Raw genomic sequence first — 19,224 nt, 5'->3', positions numbered from 1 at the left:
AGCGGTCGGCGGGGCCATTGTGGCTCTTGACAGCGGATTGGGTCATATGAGCGAACGGGCCGCATTCGGAGCAAGACGACGCCGCGGGTAGAGAACGGACAGCGAGCGGGTCGCATTTGAGACAAGGTGACGTGAAACGAAAGGGCGCTGACCTTCTGGTCGCGCCCTTGAAGTTGAACGTCAGATTGTCCAAATGCGGCCCGCGCAGCGTCGAGCAGTTACGGCGTTTGGTAAAACGCCGTAACTAACGTGCTCCGTACTGCTCGTAGTAGGCGTCGATGGCGGTCTTGAGCTCGTCATCGATGACAACCTTGCCGTCGATCTCGTGGTTGTAGAGGGTCTCGACGACCTCGGCCATGGAGACGATGCTCGCGACGGGGAAACCGTACTTGGCCTCGATCTCCTTCTGCGCGGTGGTCACACCGCCCTTGCCGACCTCCATGCGGTTGAGGGACACGATCAGGCCCTTGATCTCGACATCGGCAGCAGCCTTGACCTTGGGATAGGTCTCGTCGATGGACTTGCCGCTGGTGGTAACGTCCTCGACCATGACCACGCGGTCGCCGTCCTGGGGCTCATAGCCCAGCAGGTTGCCCTTGTCGGCGCCGTGGTCCTTGGCCTCCTTGCGGTCGCAGCAGTACTTGACCTCCTTGCCGTACAGCTCGTGGTAGGCAATGGCGGTCACGACGGCCAGGGGAATGCCCTTGTAGGCCGGCCCAAACAGCACGTCAAAGTCGTCGCCAAAGTTATCGTGGATGGCCTGGGCGTAATACTCGCCCAGCTTCTTGAGCTGATAGCCCGTCACGTAGACGCCGGCGTTCATAAAGAACGGGGACTGACGGCCGCTCTTGAGCGTAAAGCTGCCGAACTTAAGAACGTCGGACTCAACCATGAACTTGATGAACTCTTGCTTGTAAGCCTCCATGCGGGCTCCTCTCGTAATCGCGTACGTGCCTTCCAGTTTAGCGCAGGCAGGGCGTCGATGCGGGTGCGCTTTGAGGCCACGGCATTCTGTAAAGGCTTTGTCAGGGGCAATGGTTTTCCGAACAATGGGGTTGACACGATAAACCCCCTCGTCAAGAATACGGGCGGATTAAAAGGGATACGAGATACCCAAAGCGCGCTGCGCCCGTCCTTAAGGAGGTGTGCCATGGAAGGCAGTCATAGTCGAAAAACCTGCATGTCGCCCTCGGCACGCCGCGAGGATTCCGTATTCGCATAAGCGCCACTAACCAATCGTCAAAACCACCACAAAGGTGCCTGTCCCCTTTGTGGTGGTTCGCGAGCTTGACGTGAGCGACATCTAGGTTTTTGAAGCAAATACGACACGTACGCTAACTCCCTTCAACAAGGAGGACCCTATGCTGATGCTCAAAACCGCCACGGTACTCGAAGCCATCTCCAAGCGCCGCCGCACGGCGCGCCCTGCCGCTCACACCGGCCTGTCCAAGAACACCATATTCGCCGCCACCCATAGCGCCGAGGACACCCTCGTGCTGCTCGACACAACCGCTAACGGGCTCGGTGCCGAGCAGGCAACCAAGCGCCTGGACGCCTCCGGCCCCAACACCATCGAGGCGCCGACCAAGACACTCGCCCGCCGCATCGCCGACGCGTTCATCGACCCCTTCGCCGGCATCCTCGCCGCGCTCGCGCTGGTCTCGCTCTACATCGACGTGCTCGCCGTGCCCGAGCCCCAGCGCGACCCCTCCACGGTCATCGTTATCGGCATCATGCTGCTGGTATCGGGCGGCATGAAGTTTATCCAGGAAGCCCGCAGCGGCAATGCCGCCGAGGCCCTCAAGGACCTGGTCTCCAACACCTGCTGTGCCCTGCGCGACGGCGAGCGCATCGAGATCCCCTTCGACGAGCTCGTCCCCGGCGATGTGGTCCGCCTCTCTGCCGGCGATATGGTTCCGGCAGATGCCCGTATCATCACTGCGCGCGATCTGTTTGTGATCGAGTCCGCGCTCACCGGCGAGAGCGAGGCCGTCGAGAAGACCACCGCCGTCACTATCGTCGAGGGTGCCGACGGCTCCGCACTGCCGCTCTCTGCCTGCAAGAACATCGTCTTTACCGGCACCTCCGTGCAAAACGGCACCGCCATGGCGCTTGTCGTTGCCACCGGCTCGGACACCTACCTGGGCGGCATCGCCAAGATGCTCAACGGGCGCGGCGAAAAGAGCGCGTTTGACCGCGGCGTCTCGAGCGTCTCCATGTTGCTCGTACGCCTCATGCTCGTTATGGCGCCGGCCGTCTTTGCCATCAACGCCGCCACCAAGGGTAACGTCATCGACGCGCTGCTATTCGCCACGAGCGTGGCCGTGGGCATCACGCCGCAAATGCTTCCCGTCATCGTGACCACGAGCCTATCGCAGGGCGCCAAGGACCTCGCCCGTCGCCAGGTTATCGTCAAGGAGCTGCCGGCGATTCAAAACCTTGGCGCGATGGACGTCCTGTGCTGCGACAAGACCGGCACCCTCACCGAAGACCGCATCGTGCTCGAGCGCTATCTCAGCACCGACGGCAACGAAGACGCACGCGTGCTGCGCCATGCATTTTTGAATAGCTTCTTCCAAACCGGCCTCAAAAACCTTATCGACCTGGCCGTAATCGACCGTGCCGATGTGACGCCCTCGACCGTCGTGCCCGATTCTATGCTGGGCCAGAGTCTGCGCGACCGCTATACCAAGGTCGACGAGGTTCCCTTCGATTTCTCGCGCCGTCTCCTGAGCGTAGTTGTCGCCGACGCCCAAGGCAAAACCCAGATGGTTACCAAGGGCGCTGCCGAGGAAATGCTCGAGATCTGCTCCTTTGTCGAGATCGATGGCATCGCTCAGCCGCTCACCGACGAGAAGCTCGCCCAGATTCGCAAGCAGATCGCCGGACTTAACGCCGAGGGCCTACGCGTAATTGCCGTGGCGCAGAAGACCAATCCGCGCTGCGTGGGCGAGTTTGGCATCGCCGACGAGTGCGACATGGTGCTGATGGGCTTTTTGGCCTTCCTCGATCCGCCTAAAGCAAGTGCCGCGGGCGCCGTCGCCACCCTCGAGGCCAAGGGCGTGGCGATCAAGGTCCTAACCGGCGACAACGACCGCGTCGCCGCCACCGTCTGCGAGCAGATCGGTATCGATGCGAGCAACGTCTTGCTCGGCTCCGAGATCGATGCGCTCGATGACGCCGAACTTGCCGAGCGCGCCGAGAAAACCCACCTCTTCGCCAAGCTCTCGCCGCTGCAGAAGGCGCGCCTGGTACGTGTCATGCGCGAGATGCTCGGCCACACCGTGGGCTTTATGGGCGACGGCATCAACGACGCCGCCGCCATGCGTGCGAGCGATTGCGGCATCTCGGTCGATTCGGCCGTCGATATTGCCAAGGAATCCGCCGATATCATCTTGCTTCAGAAGGACCTGGGCGTGCTCGAGCGCGGCATCATCGAAGGCCGCCGCACTTACGGCAACCTGCTCAAGTACCTCAAGACCACGGTGAGCTCCAACTTTGGCAATGTGCTGTCCGTGACCGTCGCGAGCCTGTTCTTGCCGTTTTTGCCCATGAGCGCCCTGCAGCTGGTGCTGCTGTCGCTGGTCTACGAGATCGTGTGCATCGCACTGCCGTGGGACACCGTCGATGGCGCCTGGACTGCCCGCCCGCGTGCCTGGGACGCCGCGTCCATCAAGGGCTTTATGCTCGAGCTGGGCCCCGTGAGCTCGCTGTTTGACATCGTGACCTTCGCCGCGCTCTTCTTTGTCGTGTGCCCCGCCGCCGTGGACGCAAGCTGGTCCGAGCTTGCCGCCGCGGGCGACGTCGCGGGTATGGCGACCTTTGCTGCGCTCTTCCAGAGCGGCTGGTTTGTCGAGTCCATGTGGTCGCAGACACTCGTGGTCCACATGCTGCGCTCCCCGCATCTGCCGAGCCCGCGCGACCACGCCGCGCCCGCATTGTGCGTTCTTACCGTGCTGGGCCTAGCGCTCGTCACCTGGCTGCCGGCAAGCCCCATCGCCGATGCACTGGGCCTCATGCCGCTGCCGACGAGCTTTTTCGCGCTGCTCGTCGGCATCGTCACCGCCTATATCGCGCTCACCCAGCTGGCAAAGCGCCGCTACATTGCACGCCACGGCGAGCTGCTGTAGCACGGTGAGCCGCCACAGTAGACAGCCCAAGGGCAAAACCACCACAAAGGTGCCTGTCCCCTTTGTGGTGGTTTTGGTGCGCTATGAGGCGTTAGTCAGGCGGCTCCAGAGTTCGTCAATATCGATTTGGTCGCCGCCGCTCAGATAACCGGTGTGAATAAAAGACTCACTATAGATATAGATGTCATGCGCGCTGTCGCCATCATCTTCGGTGTTGTAGGCCGAAATCACGTAACGGCTGCCGTCGAGCGCCTTGACCAGCCAATACACGGAATCGTCGATTGCGCACTTCTCCTGCACTATCGCCGCATCGCCGATTGCGCCGGTGAGCGCACGATCGCCCGTCGTATAGCCACCCACCGAGAGCAAAATCGCCACGCTATCGTCTCCGCCGCCCGGCTCAAGTTCCTCGTACTCGGACTCCGGAAGCGGTATCGCGCTGTTCGCAAGTTCGTCCACATCATCCGAAATCTTAGAAAAGGTAAAGGCGAAAAGCCCCGCGTCATCGGCGGCACCGTAGCCCACGCTCTCGCCTTGCCACTCATAGTTTTGATGCTTGAGCAGGCGCACCAGGTCGGCGCCGTCCAAGTTGATCGCAGCATAGACCGTCACGTTGGCGTTGTCGTCTACACAGGCGGCGTCCGCCGTGGTCGCCTTCTTGGCACCGCCCGCGCCGCCCAATCCGCCCGAGCAGCCAGCCAGCACACAAGTCAGCACGCCCGCGCCTGCCACAAAGGCTGCACGGCTCATCGTCACTTCATTCATCATGTTCGTTCCTCGCTATGGTATTGGCCACGTCGCACCTAGCCGAGCGCGCGTCCAGTCTTTTCCTGCCAAAATTCGTCTATCGTCGGAGCACCGCCGCCCTGGGTAAACGTACCGGTCTTGATAGCCTCCTCGGTAATGAGATCCAAGCGGTAGTCACCGTTTTCCATCGGGCTCGCCATGGCGACGTGCCGCGCCATGTTGGAACCGTATACGCACGCGATCCATGAGCCCGAAGTAATCTGCGCCCGGTCCTCGACCGGCACGGAAAAGCCCGCGATAACATCCTCGCAGCTCGAATAGCCCGAAAGTTGCAGCGTGAACATCACGGTGCTTCCGGTGCCGCCCTTGTCGAGCTTTCCGATTTCGTCCTCGCCGAGCCATTCGGTCGCGCCGTCCTTGCTGATATTGCAGACGCTGAGCACGTGTCCCGCCTCGTCCTCGTACATCTCGAGCGCGTCTTGCCAGGTATAGCCCTGCTGCGTGACAAACTCCTGCAACTGCCAGCCCTTAAGCTCGAGGAGTGCCGCGATGCTGATGTTGCGGTGCGCATCCCAGCAATCATCCGACCACGTATCGAACGCATCCGCCGAGCCGCTGTCCGCGCCCGAATCGCTGTCCGCGTCGCCGGAATCGCCCGACGTCGCACCCGCGTCCATCTTGTCCTTTACCGGGCGGTCGTCGTTAAAACCCGTCGCATCCTGCGTCCGCTGTCCGCCGCACCCCACAAGCGTCAGCAGCGCCGTTCCCGCCGCCGCGACAAATGCCGTGCGCGAAAGTACCGTCTCCCTCATCGTTGTTCCTTTCCCGTTCTTTATCACAATGCCGAGAAACACGCCCGGCATCGATTCACACACAAGCCGTCTCACGCTATTGGCGAGGCAGCTCCGTCCAGCCAAAACCAGGCTCAAAGCCATCGCGCGTGCCGATGACATCGCCCGAACCGTTGACCCAGGCCTGGTCGGCCATCACCGAGACCTCGACATCGGTGCCGTCGGGCCTGGTGTAATGGTTAACCCCGCGAATGGCATCGGAATACGAGGCCGCACCCGTGCCTACGCCCGCGCTAGAGAAACTGGCTGCGCTGGCAGCCATGTTCGCGGCGTGCTGACGATCGCTGCGATCGAACCATGCCTGCTGGTAGCTGTCGAACGCCGCCTGCTGCGAGGCATGCATCTGCTGCCAGGCTGCAAACTGCTGTTGCTGCTGGGCAATGTTCATCTGCGTGCGTTGGCGCTGTTCGAGCACCATCTGTTGCTTTTGAGCGGACGCCTCACGTGCAATAGCCGGGTTAAGCCGCAAGGTCGACGCCATTGAGGCAAGCGCCGTAGAGGCCGCCTCGTCCAGGCGACCTTCTGGCGCAACCAGACAGAAGCTGTCCCTGATACGCCACTGCAGCAGGTCGGCCGCGCCCAGCTCGAACGACGCTCCGTCCGGGCAACCGCCTCGACCCGTGGGCTGTCCTTGCGCGACGCCCTGTCCCGCCGCTGCCGCCGCCTGGCGCTCGCGCAGGCGTTTGCCCAAAACGCCGCCGATCAGTCCGCTCGAAAGGCCTGCGCCCAGCAGCGCCTCGGCCCCAGCGGCAATGCCTTTACCCTTAGAGCCTGCGACGCCGCCGATCGAGGCCACATAGCCCTCGACTTTGGCCGCCACCGCGAGCTCGGTGGGCACTGGAGCGCCCGTGAGCCGATATCGACGCATGCGGCACTCATAGATCACATTGCTCGGCTCCATCGAAAAGCCCTGAATCGCAAAGTCGTTTACCGCCTCGCGCTTTACGCGGGCACGCTCGCGCTCGATATCGAGCGCCGCGTTCGATGGGTACGGCTGCCCGGCCACAACCTCCGCCCGTGCGCCCAGCTGTGCCGCGCAGGCCTGAGCCAGCTCGTCGCAAGCTGCCTCCACGTGCATAAACGCCTTGCGCTCGGTTTGCGTGGGGATACGCTTGGCAACGGCGCCCGCATCCACGTAGCAGAGCTCGGAGCGGTACATAATCCGCTCACCCATCGGACCCGCTGCCGTCACGCCAACCGAAATCGGGCAGTCGAAACTGCCGCTGCGCTCAAGATGCGCCTCTTCGATTTGCCAACCCCGCGGCAGCGCTACCTGCGCGAGCGCCTGCCCGCCAGAGGCATCGCATGCGGCATGAAGCTCAAGGTCAACAGCGCGAGGAGCGTCCGCCGAGGTTGTGTCGCCAGACGGTGACGCGGCCTCGGCACTCTGCGTCGGCACAGCCACGCTCGGCTCGCGGCCTTCGCTCGCGCCATCATCGGCAGTAGCGTCATTCACAGACCCCGTGGCATCCGAGCCGCATGCAACGCCCTCAAGTCGGACGCCGCACCCCGGGCAAAATCGCACCGGCACGCCGGCGACCCGAGGCAGCTGCGCCCCACACGCCGGGCAGAATCTCAAGTCACTCATCCCGTACATCCCTAATTTCGTTAGCTGTTTTTGATCGCGGCAAGCTGCCGCCATAACTCATCGGCACCGTTAAGTCGGTACGCCGTCTTATCGAGCACGATATTCTTGCCTTCGAGCTCTACCGATTGCTCCGAACCGTCTGCATAGACAAAGACGAGCGTTCGGCCGGCATCGCTCATCCGCTCATCCACCGCATCCCCCACGGTGCAGCCATCGAGCGCGGCAAAAGCCGATGCGACCAGTTCGGAATCGTCGGTCTCATAGACCGTCCGCGCCTCCCCGTCCTCGACAAGCTTGACCGCCACCGGAACGGCAGCGCAATCGTTGAGCGACACTTGCGCGGCAGTCTTTCCTTGAGCGCCATGGTCGCCGGCAACGTAAACTCGCATAAGTGTCACCGCCGCGGCAAAGACCACCACGGCGATAAGCGCGCCCGCAGTTTTATTAGACGCGCAACCCCGAGACGCCATAGGTGCACCCCCTCCGTTCTGCTCCGCTCAGCATCACATTCATATGCCTTTGAGCACCAAAACGGCAGGTGACAAATGTCTCATATTCATATTTTTGCAGGTAAAAAACCACCACAAAGGTGCCTGTCCCCTTTGTGGTGGTTAGCTAGTCTTGGGGTGTCCAGGACCAGAAGAAGTTGATGAGGGCTACGCGCGAGGAGGCACCGGTCTTTTTGTTGATCGAAGCGATGTGGCGATAGAGCGTGGAGCGCGAAAGGAAGAGTGCCGCCGCCACGTCCTGCACGCTGCCGTCCGAAACGACCAGCGCCTCCAGAACATCGCGCTCGCGCTTGGTAAGCCCAAAGGCGGCAACGAAGCCATCGAGCCGATCGTCAAACGAAAGCTCCGGCGCCTCCAGGGGCACCGTGTCGGCCTGGCCGGGCTCACAGCTCACGCCAAGATCGTCGGTGGCAAGCGCCAGCCCGCCGTGCGTCGCCTCGCCCTCACCGTCTTGTCCAAACTGTCCCAACAGCGAAATCGCGATGCCGACAAACAGCACGAGCACGACGCTCACTGCCGCCAGCACGTTTTGACTCGAGACAATCGCCACCGCCGGAGCCGTCACGAGTATCGAGCAAACGTTGTTGATAACACGGCCCATGCACGGCCATAGATACGCCCAGCGGGCATACATCGAAATCGCGGCGAACTTCGCGGTGAAGAACACCACGAAAAAGCCCGTGCCAAGGTAAAAGATAATCGTGGCGGCAAGCGTGTTGCCACCGTTGCCATCGGTGATAAGCACAAAGAACGAGAGCGTGGACAGCATGGCGGCGCACGTCATGATGATATTCATATACGAACGCCCACGCAGGTCATACAGGACGCCGGCGGCAAGGGCGCTCACAACCAGCAGCAAGCGCGGCCAGTCGCCCAGATCGATAGCGCCAGCGGCATGCGAGGTCGTAAGGCCGGCATTGAGGGCCGCGAACACGCCGGTGAGGCAAGCGGTCGCCACCGTCAGACGTACCACGGCACCCTGAAAGGCCGCCTTTGCCTCGGGGTCATCGTGCCACCTGGCGCCACGCTCCGACGCATCGACCGATAGCTCGGCAATCTCGAACTCGGACGCAGGCTCATCACGCAATTTAGCGCGGCGGGCACCGTGAAGCAGCCCCACCAGCGCAATCGCACAGGCAATGAGAACAGACTTCTGGGGAATGCCCGCAGGCATCACCATATGGTTGAGCACCTGCACCAAAATGCCCGCAGCATAGGAAACCGCCACGGCGCGCGCCAGGCAGGGCGTCTGCGCAAAACGCCGCGCAAGATTGGCATGGGCGGTCGATCCGCAATAGCCCAGCGCACAGCACGCCACCAGGCCGCCGGCAATTAGCACCTCAAACCGCACTGCCATAATCATCAGCAGCAACGCCGATACCAACAGCACGCCTGTAATATCGCTCGTCGCATCGATCGTCTGGGGACGGCGATAGTACAGAAATGGGCGCACGAAAAAGCCAATCACGCTCGCGCCAACGACGATACTCTCGTAGATAACGACCTCACTCGATGGCACGAACTCGGCTATGCGCACATCAAAGAGATACTCGCACGTCAAAAACGTGAAGAAGAACAGCGCCAGGCATATAATCTCCCGAATGCCCCGACGCAAATATGCGGTTGTGTCTCCCATGCCCCTCATGGCTAACCCCCGGCCGCTCAATTGTCTGGAATTCTATTTTAATAAAGAACCAATCTCGATATCAGAGTCAGACTCGAAATGCTGCTAATTCGGCCCCAGTCGTCCACATCACGCCGCGATTTTGAGCCGCATGGACCAGAAGGGACGCGCGCGATCTCTAGCTCGGCCAGGAGTGTCTCCAACTACCACTCATTTAAGTACGTCCCCAATGAGTGGCCGAAGAGTGTCCCCCGCGACTAGTCGTTTAAGTACGTCCCCAATGACTAGTCAAAAATGGGCCATGTGTCCCAGTTGTGGAGACTCCTTGAGCCGTCTGGGTATCGCGAAGGATCGCGCACTCCCCCATCATCAAAAGTGACACACGCTACCAGTTGATGGGAGGCAGCCATGGGCTTCTTTGACAAGATGTTCGAGAAGAAAGAGTGCGCGATTTGCGGTACCGAGCTGGGACTTCTAGGTAAGACAAAAATCAATGAAGGCTACCTGTGCAAAGAGTGCGCCGGCAAGCTCTCCCCCTACTTTCACGGCTATCGCTCCAGCACCGCGGACGATATCCGTGAGCAACTCGCCTACCGCGAGGCCAACGCCGAGCGCCTGTCTTCGTTCAACCCCACGCGCACGCTTTCTGCCGGGCGCACCAATATTATGCTCGATGAGGACGCGGGCCTGCTGATCATCACTTCGCAGAGCCGCTGGCGCGACGCCAATCCCGACATCATCGAGTTCTCGCAGGTACTCGGCTGCGATATGGATATCGACGAGCAGCGCACCGAGATCTATCGCGAGACCAAGGACGGCGAGCGCGAGAGCTACAACCCGCCGCGCTATGACCTGGATTACGACTTTAACCTGACCATTCACGTCAACACGCCGTACTTTACCGAGATCAACCTGCGCGTGAACGACTCCACCATCGATCAGCGCGGCTCCATCGAATACCGCGAGGCCAAGCGCCAGGCAACCGAGGTCCGCGACGCGCTGGTGCAGCTGCGCCAGGAGACGCGCGACAGCGTCGTGGCCGCCAAGGCCCCCAAGACCGCGGTGACCTGCCCCTTCTGCGGAGCCACCACCATTCCCGATGCCAGTGGGCGCTGCGAATACTGCGGCGGCGCCATCGGCGCATAGCCTCCGGCAGCGAAAGGACCGATCATGGCCTTCGAGAGCGTTAACTATCAGTGCCCTGCCTGCGGTGGCCCCTTGCATTTTGCCAGTGCCGAGCAAAAGCTCGTCTGCGACTACTGCGATTCGCGTTTTGAAGTCGAAGAAGTCGAGGCCCTCTATCGCGAGCGCCAGGACAAGGCAGATGCCAAAGCCGATGCCGCAGCCGCGGCCCCCAAGCCTGCTGTCGACGATGCCGTGCAGGAGCTGGCTCAAAACGCCGGCTACATCTGCTCGTCGTGCGGCGCCGAGCTCGTGTCCGACGGCACCGTCGCCGTCACCACCTGCCCGTACTGCGGCAACTCCGCCGTGGCACCCGGCCAGCTCTCGGGCGACTTCTCACCCGACCTGGTGATCCCATTTAAGCTCGGGCGCGACGATGTCATGGCCGCGCTCAAAGACCACTACAAGGGTAAAATCCTGCTGCCCAAGAGCTTTGTCACCGGCAACCACATCGACGAGGTCCAAGGCGTTTACGTGCCGTTTTGGCTCTACGGCGCCCGCGTTGACGGCGAAGTGTACTTTGACGCGACCAACGAGACCGTGACCGAGGAATCCGACCGCACCGTCACAACCACCGACCACTACGACGCCTACCGTAAGGGCAATATCTCGTTTGAGCGCGTGCCCGTCGACGGATCGTCCAAGATGCCCGACGGCCACATGGACGCCATCGAGCCGTTTGACTACGACGCGCTGCGCCCGTTCTCGGTCGCCTATATGCCCGGCTACATCGCCAACCGCTATGACGAGGATTGCGAAACCTGCAAGGCGCGCGCCGAGCGCCGCATGGAGGAGAGCACGATCTCGGCCCTGCGCGAGACCGTCGTCGACGAGTACGACGACGCCACGGTCGAAAGCAAGCAGCTCGACTACACCTGGGAAGAAAACGATTATGCTCTGTTCCCCGTGTGGATGCTCTCTACCTCGTGGAACGGCAAGAGTTACCTGTTTGCTATGAACGGCCAAACCGGCCGCATGGTCGGCGAGCTTCCCTGCTCCAAGCCCAAGCTCGCTATCGCCTCGGTGCTGTTCTTTGCGATCGGATTTGTCCTTTCCCAGATTCTCTTTATGGGCGAGAACGCCTTCGATCCGGATTACCTCACCTTTGATGTCGAGGGCATCCTCATCAACATCGTCGCGCCGCTGATCATCGTGATCATCGCAGACGTGCTGCTGGTAGGCCAGCTCAAGACGGCCAACGAGGCCACCCACGCCGACTGCTACTGCGGCGAGCTCGACCTGACCGAGAAGCACGACACCTTCAGCCACACCGAGACCACCGTTGTCATGAAGGACAACAAGGACGATTAGCCATTCTGACCAATACCACCCGGCCTTTGACGAGAAAGGAAGATCACCATGGGACTCTTGAAAGCTGGATTGGGTGCTGCCGGCGGCGTCATGGCCGACCAGTGGAAGGAATTTATCTATTGCGAATCGATGCCCGCTGACGTCTTGGCCTGCAAGGGCAGCAAGCGCACCGGCGGCCGCAGCTCCAACACGCGCGGCGAGGACAACGTCATCTCCAACGGCTCCGTCATCGCCGTCAACGACGGCCAGGGCATGCTCGTGGTGCAAAACGGCAAGATCATCGAGGTTGCGCTGGAGCCTGGCGAGTTTGTCTTTGACACCGGCAGCGAGCCGAGTGTCTTCAGCGGCAACCTGGGCGACTCCATCAAGGAGACCTTCGCCAATATCGGCAGCCGCTTTACCTTTGGCGGCGACGCGGGCAAGGACCAGCGCGTCTACTTCATCAACACAAAAGAGATCATCGGCAACAAGTACGGCACCGCCTCTCCCGTGCCCTTCCGCGTAGTCGACAACAATATCGGTCTGGATGTCGACATCTCCGTTCGCTGCAACGGCGAGTATTCGTACCGTATCACCAACCCGCTGCTGTTCTACACCAACGTGTGCGGCAACGTGACCGACAGCTACACGCGCGATAAGATCGACAGCCAGCTTAAATCCGAGCTGCTCACCGCCCTGCAGCCCGCCTTTGCCAAGATCTCGGAGATGGGCATCCGCTACAGCGCCATCCCCGGCCACACCACCGAGCTCGCCCGCGCGCTCAACGAGGTCCTCTCTGCCGATTGGCGTGACCTGCGCGGCGTCGAGATCGTGAGCTTTGGCGTCAACTCCATCGCCGCCTCGCAAGAGGACGAGCAGATGATCAAAGACCTGCAGAAGGCCGCGGTCATGCGCGATCCCACCATGGCAGCCGCTAATATCGCCAGCGCCCAGAGCGATGCGATGCGCGCCGCGGCGGCCAACCCCAACGGCGCGATGGCAGGCTTTATGGGCATGGGCATGGCAGGTGGCATGGGCGGCATGAACGCTAGCCAGCTGTTCGCCGCCGGTCAGGCACAGCAGCAGGCCGCCCCGCAGCCAGCTCCGGCACCCGCCCCCGCACCGGCTCCTGCCGCTGCCCCCGCGGCCGGCGCATGGACCTGCAGCTGCGGTGCCATCAATACCGGCAAGTTCTGCTCCGAGTGCGGTAGTCCCGCACCCGCCCCGGCACCGGCCAAGTGGTTCTGCCCCAACTGCGGCAGCGAAAACGGTGGCAAGTTCTGCAGCAACTGCGGAACGCCCAGGCCCTAACCCCTCTATCTGGTAATTGGCGGGGAGGTCCGCCACCCCCGCATTTGCTTCTATGGGCTTTCACACAAGAAGGAGGACACCATGAAGACAACGTTCAAAAAGTCCGTACTCGCATTTCTGACATGCGCCCTGGCGCTCGCCTTTGCCCTGACGGGCTGCAGCGGCGGCGGCAAAGACCCCAAGGCCAACTTCGTCGGCAGCTGGCAGTACTCGGGTGGAACCTTGGATGGCGAAGAGCTCACCGATGAGTACATGGATATGCTCGAAGAGTGGGGCGTCAACTGCATCCTGATCCTCGATGAGGACGGCACAGGCACCCTCGACCTGTTCCTTGAGGTTGTCGACCTTAAGTGGGAGGCCAAGGACGCCACCACCGCAACCGTCACCGCCGAAGATGAATCGCACGATCTGAAGCTCAAGGACGACAAGCTCGTCCTGGAGGTGGACGGCGACAAGTTTATCTTCACCAAGTCCGACAAGGACCTGTCCGGTACGGTGAAGAAGGATCGCGAGGCGGCCGAGAAGGAAGATGAGATCGATGAGGCCGTCGAAGACGACGATGTCCAGAGCGTCGAAATCTCCCCCGCCGTCACCGTCGCCGATGACGATCTGTGCACCATCACCATCACCGAGAAGTTCAAGGACGACTGGGGCGACATCGGCTTTGTCGTCAACATCACCAACAAGAGCGACAAGGACCTGACCTTCTACGCTCCTTCCGGCAAGACCAACGTCAACGGCACCATGAAGGAACCCTGGTTCTCGGCTCACCTGATGCCCGGCACCAACGCCACCGAGGAATTCACGTTCTCGAACGGCGAGCTTGACAGCCTTGACGACCTGGTCAATACGACCATCGGCATCGACGCCTACCTAACCGATTCCTACGAGGACGTCGCCTCTTACAGCGCAACCATCGCGTAACGGCAGACACCGATAGCCGCGGATTGGCGGACACATCCGCGCACACCAGGCGGGGCCGCAGGAGTTGATCCTGCGGCCCCGCCGCTTTATGCCGATGCGTAACGAGCGCTAGCGCTCCATGTTGGGAACGATGCTGCCCTCCGTTACTGCGCGCACGGCCAAGCGCATGATGTTGTCGTAGCCGGTCTTATTGAGAATCTCCGAGATGCGGCGTTTGATGGTGCCCTCGCTCATAAACAGCTCGGCCGCGATCTCGCGGCGGCTTTTACCCTCGCAGGCAAGGCGCAAGATCGACAGCTCGACATCGTCGAGGGCCGCCGTGCCCGAGAAGATGCTCTCGGGCGGCTTGGGAAACGTGCAGTAACCCGCCAGCGTGGAGCGCATCACGGCGAATAGCTCGTCGATACCGACGTTCTTGTACACAAAGCTGTCGACGCCCGCCTCGCGCGCCTGGTCCACAAAGGTGATTTCGGGCATACCCGTCATGATAATGACGCGGCACTCGGGCAGTTGTTCTTTGATGCGCGCCGCCGCCACGATGCCGTTGGAATCATGCTCGGTGCATACGTCCATCAGTATCATGTCCGGGCGCTCCTTAAGCACAACGTCCAAGGCATCCGAGGCGTCGGCGATCGCGGCAACAACCGTCATGTCGGGCTGGTCACCGACGGAGCGCGCGAGGCTCTCGCGCAGAATGGCCTGGTCTTCGACTATAAGGACGCGAATCATGAGCTTCTCCTTTGGACCGTGGCGCTGGAGGCGAGCGGGATGGACACCGTAAGCGTAAAGGGCGGGGCGGTGTGGACTTCCAGGCTGCCGCCCAGATTCTGTGCGACATGCCTCATACCTGGGATACCCGTTCCCTCGCGATACGATACGGGTGCAGGCGCGCCGTCGTTAGAAACGGCCATTCGCGCAACAGCGCCGTCTTCCGTCCCCTCCTGCCACAGGCGCACATGGACCTGATGGGCCTGTGCATGCTTGGTGGCATTGGTCGAGGCTTCGCGGATAATCTGCAAAAATGCTGCGGCGACACGCGCGTCGTTTGGCAGCTCGCCCTCCACATCGATCTGCACGCTCACCAGGCCAAAGGCATGGACGATATCGCCCAATTGCTCTGCCGGTTCGGTGTCGCCCCCGCTGCGCAGATCGGCAGCGATTGAGCGCAGCAACGGATCAATCTGCTCGAGTGACTCGTCGTCCAGGCGCCCCTCCTCCAGATAACGATGGAGGATGGACAGGCGCTGCCCGATCACGTCGTGCACGCGAGCGCGCATACGCAGATAGGCCGCATTGTCAGCAACTTTTTTGACTTCTTCGATCTGGGCTTGGAGCTCTTGGCCCGCAAGCTCAAGCAGGTGGTTGGCTTGCGCTAGGCGATCATGGGCATGCGCATACTCTGTTACATCCAGACCGATAATGCGCTCGAAGAGGCGGCCCGAAACCATAACGTCATCGTGCACGAACAAGCGAATCTCGGCGGGAGAAACCTCGACCACAACGCGCGCCTCACCAAAGCGGTCCAGATTAATCCGCACACGGTTCCTGCTGCTTTCGGGCATTTGCATGCTGAGTTTGCGCAGGTCGTTCCATGTACCGCTCATATCGCCTAGGTCGGTGGGCATATGAAGCTCCACCAGGTTTTTGCGCATGCAGCGGTTCATGAGCAGCGGACGGCCCCTCGGGTCCAGATACAGGATGCCCACGGGAATCACGTTGATGGTCTCGATCGTCGAGAACATGGTGATATCCTCCTGGCGGTTACGGACGTCCATCAAGAGCGCCGCGATGGAACGGAACAGGAAGAACGCTCCCTCTGTGATAAGGACAACGGTCCACGCCGAGCCCATGGCAAAAACCACCGGCGGTGTAACGGTGACAACAAGCAGCAGCTCGACCAGCATGACGGGGCGACGATAGCGCACCATAAGCACCACGCCGTAGGCAAAGATCACGGCATTGAGCCACAACGCTCCGCCCATTGCCCTGGCGCAAACGTCAAGCGGCGCCACCAGATATGAGCCAGACGACGCGAACAAGATGAGCGCCGAAATAACTAGGTGAAGCACAAGGCTCGCCTCGTAGGCACAAATCACCTTACGGTTATAGGACGAGCGGCGCGATGCGATGAGCGGGACGTGGATCGTCTGCAGAGACGCAGCCAGGGCAAAGACAACATCGAGCGCAACGATTTGGGGAAGAATGAGCGAAATCTGCATCGTCACTCACCCGCCCTCGGCATCAAGACGATCATGCGCAGCTGGCCGGGCTCGCCCTCAAGGCGGTATGCCACGTTGCGCCCTTGCAGAGCGCTTTCGAGCTCTTGCGCAGCGGGCGTCTGCGAAAGATCTTCATCATCGTTGGAAAAAAGCGTGGCGCGCAGCTCGACACTGCATCGGTCATGGTCGCCCAAGTGATACATAAGCGCCGGATGGTCGGTGGTGTAGGCAAAAAACGCAAAGTCATACACGCAGTCGTACAGGGCGCTTACCGTACTGGCGTGCATCGGGCGCCGTATGGCGATAATCGAGGCGCAATCGATATCGATGGTGCGCAGGTCGCTTGCGAGCTCGTTGGCGATGAGCTGAATGCGGTCGCGATCAAAACCGCTCTCCCCGTGTTGTGCCAACGTGAGCGATCCCTTGCGCTTGCAATAGGCGACGAGCATCTTGGCGCGCTGCAGCATGCGGTAACGCTCGTGTGAAGACGCTTCGTCGGTCAACGGCGGCAGCGAACTCAGCAGGTCGTACATCCCTTCGAGCGCGCGGGCAAGCGCCTGGTCCACGTCTTGGACCAGCAAGGTCTCGGCCTCTTGATCTGCCAAATGCGTCTTAAGGTCGTAGTCGGCGGCGAGCAGCTCGTTTTGACGCTGCAACTCCATGCGACGATGTGCCAGCTCACGGTTAAGCTCGTTGAGCTCCGACACGTCTTGGGCAAGCAGGGCCGATCCGCCCAGCAGTGGGAAGGCACGGTACATCACATCGGGATCGGACGCCACGGCAAAGGCATGGGCGCGGCCGTGCTCCTGGGTCCGCAACTCCTCGCGCACGCCTACCGGCGTTGGCTTTGACACCGGCGTGGCATAGACCTCCTGCAGGTCGCGCGTTAGAACTTTGAGGTCAAGCGGCAAGGTGTCGAAGATGCCGGCGATGTCGTGATACGACGGAACGACACCGCAATCGAGACAGATTTCCATCGCCACCACGCACAGGACGCAATAGACGAGCGAAAAGTTGAGCCTCCATGCCCAGGGCACGCGCAGAGCATATGAGATGGCAAAGAAAGCGCCGCCCAGCAGCACGAGCGCCGCCGTGCCCGAGAAACGTTGGATGCGAAAGGACGAGGACCGACCAACCAGGATAAAAAAGGCCACGAAGTCAAAGGCCGTCCACACGAGGACGGCGAAATAACCCCAGCCGTACGTGTAATCGTTGCTCCAGGTGTCGCTTGTACGGTCAAAGCGGAAGACCTGCTGGTGAAAATCGTTGGTGAGCACAAATCCGATAAGCAGGATGGCCACAATCCACAGCGCAGCGCAGTAGCGGCGACCCAGGCGGTGTTGCTCCAGGCCCGCAAGGCGCAGACCACACAACTGGTAGAGCAGTGGAATGAGCGTCATGGGCACGTAGTACAGGTACCACAGCACGGTGGCATAGAACGGCGTGAACGACTTGTACTTGAGAATGACTTCGATCATCCACAGGGCGCAGATGGTGGCGACGGCAACAAGGCGGCGGCGCAGCACATAGTCCAAACAGCGCAGATAGACCGATACGCCCCAGATCGAAAATGCAATTGCGGCAACAAGCAACGGCAGAGAGCTCGAATGGACGAGCGCATCCACGACCTCTTCTGACACCTCGCTATAGGCGGGCACGGCGTTAGAAAGTTTGGGGTCGAAGGCGAACAGCGCCGGCAAGACTGCCAAAAGCATGAGGAACATCGCGGTGATGACACCGGCGATAGCAAAGACGCGGTGGCGGTACACCTGATGTGTTATGCCAACAAGGAATCGCGGCATGGCGAAGAGCCTGCCGCCCCTGGGATCCGCCACGGGTGCGGATCGGGCGGCCGCGTTGCCGATATGTCGCTCGCGGGTACCCATAGTGCTTTTAGTGTACCGACAGATGGGTCGAAAAAGCGGGCCGCATGTCCCAAAATCCGCAGACGGCAAGGCGCCCGGCAGCCTCCCCCGTCTGGCACTTCCCGATATCCGCCCGCCCCAAACCACCGCAAAGGAGACAGGCACCTTTGTGGTGGTTTGGGGCGATGCGCTAGTCCACGGTGATGTCGAGATTTTTGCCGATGAGGCCAACGTAGCCGCCTTCGGCTGCCTTGGGGCTGTCAGCATGGCAGAGGACCCACTTGTCGGCCTTCCAGTAGCAGTAGCTGTCGCCGGCCGCAGGCATGTCGGCCGCGGCCTCGGGGCGCGGGCCGTTGGTGCCGGCGGGCAGCGCCACCATCACCTGGAAGCCACCGTCGTCGACCATGCACGGCGTGTAGTGGAGCGTGGTGTTGAAGACTTCGACGACCGTACCCGCCGGCACGCGAAACGCCTTGACGCACGCGGTGTCGAGCTTGCCGTCCTCGATCTCCCAGCGATGCGCCACGAGCAGGATAAAGTCGCGAGCGCCCAAGTTGAATTCGCTCGCGCGGTGATACTCCAGGCAGTTGAGTCGTGTATTGTGGCCGTTGCACCAGCCGAGCTGGAAGGGACGGCCACCAAACATGAGAAAGCCAAGCTTGTCGGCATCCTTGACGTCCTCGAGCTCCGGCGCACTTGCAACGTACTTGCTGCCCTCGGGAATGGGCGTGGCAGAGAGCGCCTCGAGCACGGGCGACGTAAGCTCGGACGGAACGTTATCCCAAACGTTGCCATAGGACTTGAACTCGGGATCAGAGACAGAGTAGATATGCATGTTCGCTCCTGTTCGTTTGTGTGACAGTATGAACATTCTAGAACAATCTCATTCTGTTTTGAGCACTCGGTATAAAAAAGCGCTCCGCAAAGAGTGAACTGCCTCCCATTTCTTGGACACGAGAAATGGGAGGCTTTTTATGCGTGTCG

General features: G+C 61.1%; 15 protein-coding genes. 5 read left to right on the top strand and 10 right to left on the bottom strand.

The genetic code is table 11. The features are described 5' to 3' along the window. Window positions 1-244: 244 nt before the first annotated feature. The gene (gene pyrE / locus FGQ61_RS08745; protein ID WP_138375261.1) at window positions 245-925 is read right to left on the bottom strand and encodes an orotate phosphoribosyltransferase; all 681 of its coding nucleotides are present in this window, start codon (window positions 923-925) and stop codon (window positions 245-247) included. Window positions 926-1,361: 436 nt separating this feature from the next. Here pyrE and mgtA point away from each other — a divergent pair, with 436 nt between their 5' ends. Then, complete coding sequence (gene mgtA, locus FGQ61_RS08740) at window positions 1,362-4,130, top strand: magnesium-translocating P-type ATPase (RefSeq protein ID WP_138375260.1); 2,769 nt, start codon at window positions 1,362-1,364, stop codon at window positions 4,128-4,130. An 81-nt stretch (window positions 4,131-4,211) separates the two neighbouring features. On the opposite strand, the gene FGQ61_RS08735 is transcribed toward mgtA, so the two are convergent. The 5 genes from FGQ61_RS08735 to FGQ61_RS08715 all read right to left on the bottom strand — a co-directional run bounded on the left by FGQ61_RS08735 (window position 4,212) and on the right by FGQ61_RS08715 (window position 9,461). Further along, window positions 4,212-4,898 carry a hypothetical protein gene (locus FGQ61_RS08735; protein WP_138375259.1) on the bottom strand — a complete coding sequence of 229 codons (687 nt, stop codon included), beginning with the start codon at window positions 4,896-4,898 and terminating at the stop codon, window positions 4,212-4,214. Between the two features lie 35 nt (window positions 4,899-4,933). Continuing rightward, window positions 4,934-5,689, bottom strand: a complete 756-nt coding sequence (locus FGQ61_RS08730) for a hypothetical protein (RefSeq protein WP_055285326.1) — start codon at window positions 5,687-5,689, stop codon at window positions 4,934-4,936. Window positions 5,690-5,765: 76 nt separating this feature from the next. Continuing rightward, a complete protein-coding gene (locus FGQ61_RS08725; RefSeq protein WP_138375258.1) occupies window positions 5,766-7,316 on the bottom strand; it encodes a zinc ribbon domain-containing protein in 1,551 nt (516 codons plus the stop codon). A 20-nt stretch (window positions 7,317-7,336) separates the two neighbouring features. After that, the gene (locus FGQ61_RS08720) at window positions 7,337-7,786 is read right to left on the bottom strand and encodes a hypothetical protein (protein WP_055285328.1); all 450 of its coding nucleotides are present in this window, start codon (window positions 7,784-7,786) and stop codon (window positions 7,337-7,339) included. 145 nt (window positions 7,787-7,931) lie between these two features. Continuing rightward, a complete protein-coding gene (locus FGQ61_RS08715) occupies window positions 7,932-9,461 on the bottom strand; it encodes a helix-turn-helix transcriptional regulator (RefSeq protein WP_055285329.1) in 1,530 nt (509 codons plus the stop codon). Between the two features lie 396 nt (window positions 9,462-9,857). On the opposite strand from FGQ61_RS08715, the gene FGQ61_RS08710 reads away from it, so the two are divergent. From FGQ61_RS08710 to FGQ61_RS08695, 4 genes are all read left to right on the top strand, one after another. Further along, on the top strand, window positions 9,858-10,595 hold the full coding sequence (locus tag FGQ61_RS08710; RefSeq protein ID WP_055310636.1) for a DUF4428 domain-containing protein: 738 nt from the start codon (window positions 9,858-9,860) through the stop codon (window positions 10,593-10,595). Between the two features lie 24 nt (window positions 10,596-10,619). Further along, on the top strand, window positions 10,620-11,942 hold the full coding sequence (locus FGQ61_RS08705; protein ID WP_138375257.1) for a hypothetical protein: 1,323 nt from the start codon (window positions 10,620-10,622) through the stop codon (window positions 11,940-11,942). 48 nt (window positions 11,943-11,990) lie between these two features. Then, window positions 11,991-13,232: an SPFH domain-containing protein gene (locus FGQ61_RS08700; protein WP_138375256.1), complete on the top strand. Its 1,242-nt coding sequence runs from the start codon at window positions 11,991-11,993 to the stop codon at window positions 13,230-13,232. Between the two features lie 81 nt (window positions 13,233-13,313). After that, window positions 13,314-14,156 carry a hypothetical protein gene (locus FGQ61_RS08695; RefSeq protein ID WP_138375255.1) on the top strand — a complete coding sequence of 281 codons (843 nt, stop codon included), beginning with the start codon at window positions 13,314-13,316 and terminating at the stop codon, window positions 14,154-14,156. A 108-nt stretch (window positions 14,157-14,264) separates the two neighbouring features. Here the strand turns inward: FGQ61_RS08695 and FGQ61_RS08690 are convergent, their stop codons facing one another. The 4 genes from FGQ61_RS08690 to FGQ61_RS08675 all read right to left on the bottom strand — a co-directional run bounded on the left by FGQ61_RS08690 (window position 14,265) and on the right by FGQ61_RS08675 (window position 19,075). Then, complete coding sequence (locus FGQ61_RS08690) at window positions 14,265-14,885, bottom strand: response regulator transcription factor (RefSeq protein ID WP_138375254.1); 621 nt, start codon at window positions 14,883-14,885, stop codon at window positions 14,265-14,267. Further along, entirely contained in the window at window positions 14,882-16,375 is a 1,494-nt protein-coding gene (locus tag FGQ61_RS08685; protein ID WP_324248787.1) for a sensor histidine kinase, read from the bottom strand. Before FGQ61_RS08685 ends, FGQ61_RS08690 begins: the two co-directional genes overlap by 4 nt. A gap of 2 nt (window positions 16,376-16,377) precedes the next feature. Continuing rightward, on the bottom strand, window positions 16,378-18,177 hold the full coding sequence (locus tag FGQ61_RS08680) for a histidine kinase N-terminal 7TM domain-containing protein (RefSeq protein WP_171021568.1): 1,800 nt from the start codon (window positions 18,175-18,177) through the stop codon (window positions 16,378-16,380). 253 nt (window positions 18,178-18,430) lie between these two features. Beyond that, on the bottom strand, window positions 18,431-19,075 hold the full coding sequence (locus FGQ61_RS08675) for a DUF4867 family protein (RefSeq protein ID WP_138375251.1): 645 nt from the start codon (window positions 19,073-19,075) through the stop codon (window positions 18,431-18,433). Window positions 19,076-19,224: the final 149 nt, after the last annotated feature.

The sequence above is a fragment of the Collinsella aerofaciens genome (assembly GCF_005844325.1).
Lineage (GTDB): Bacteria > Actinomycetota > Coriobacteriia > Coriobacteriales > Coriobacteriaceae > Collinsella > Collinsella aerofaciens_G.
This window is presented reverse-complemented; position numbering and strand designations above follow the sequence as displayed.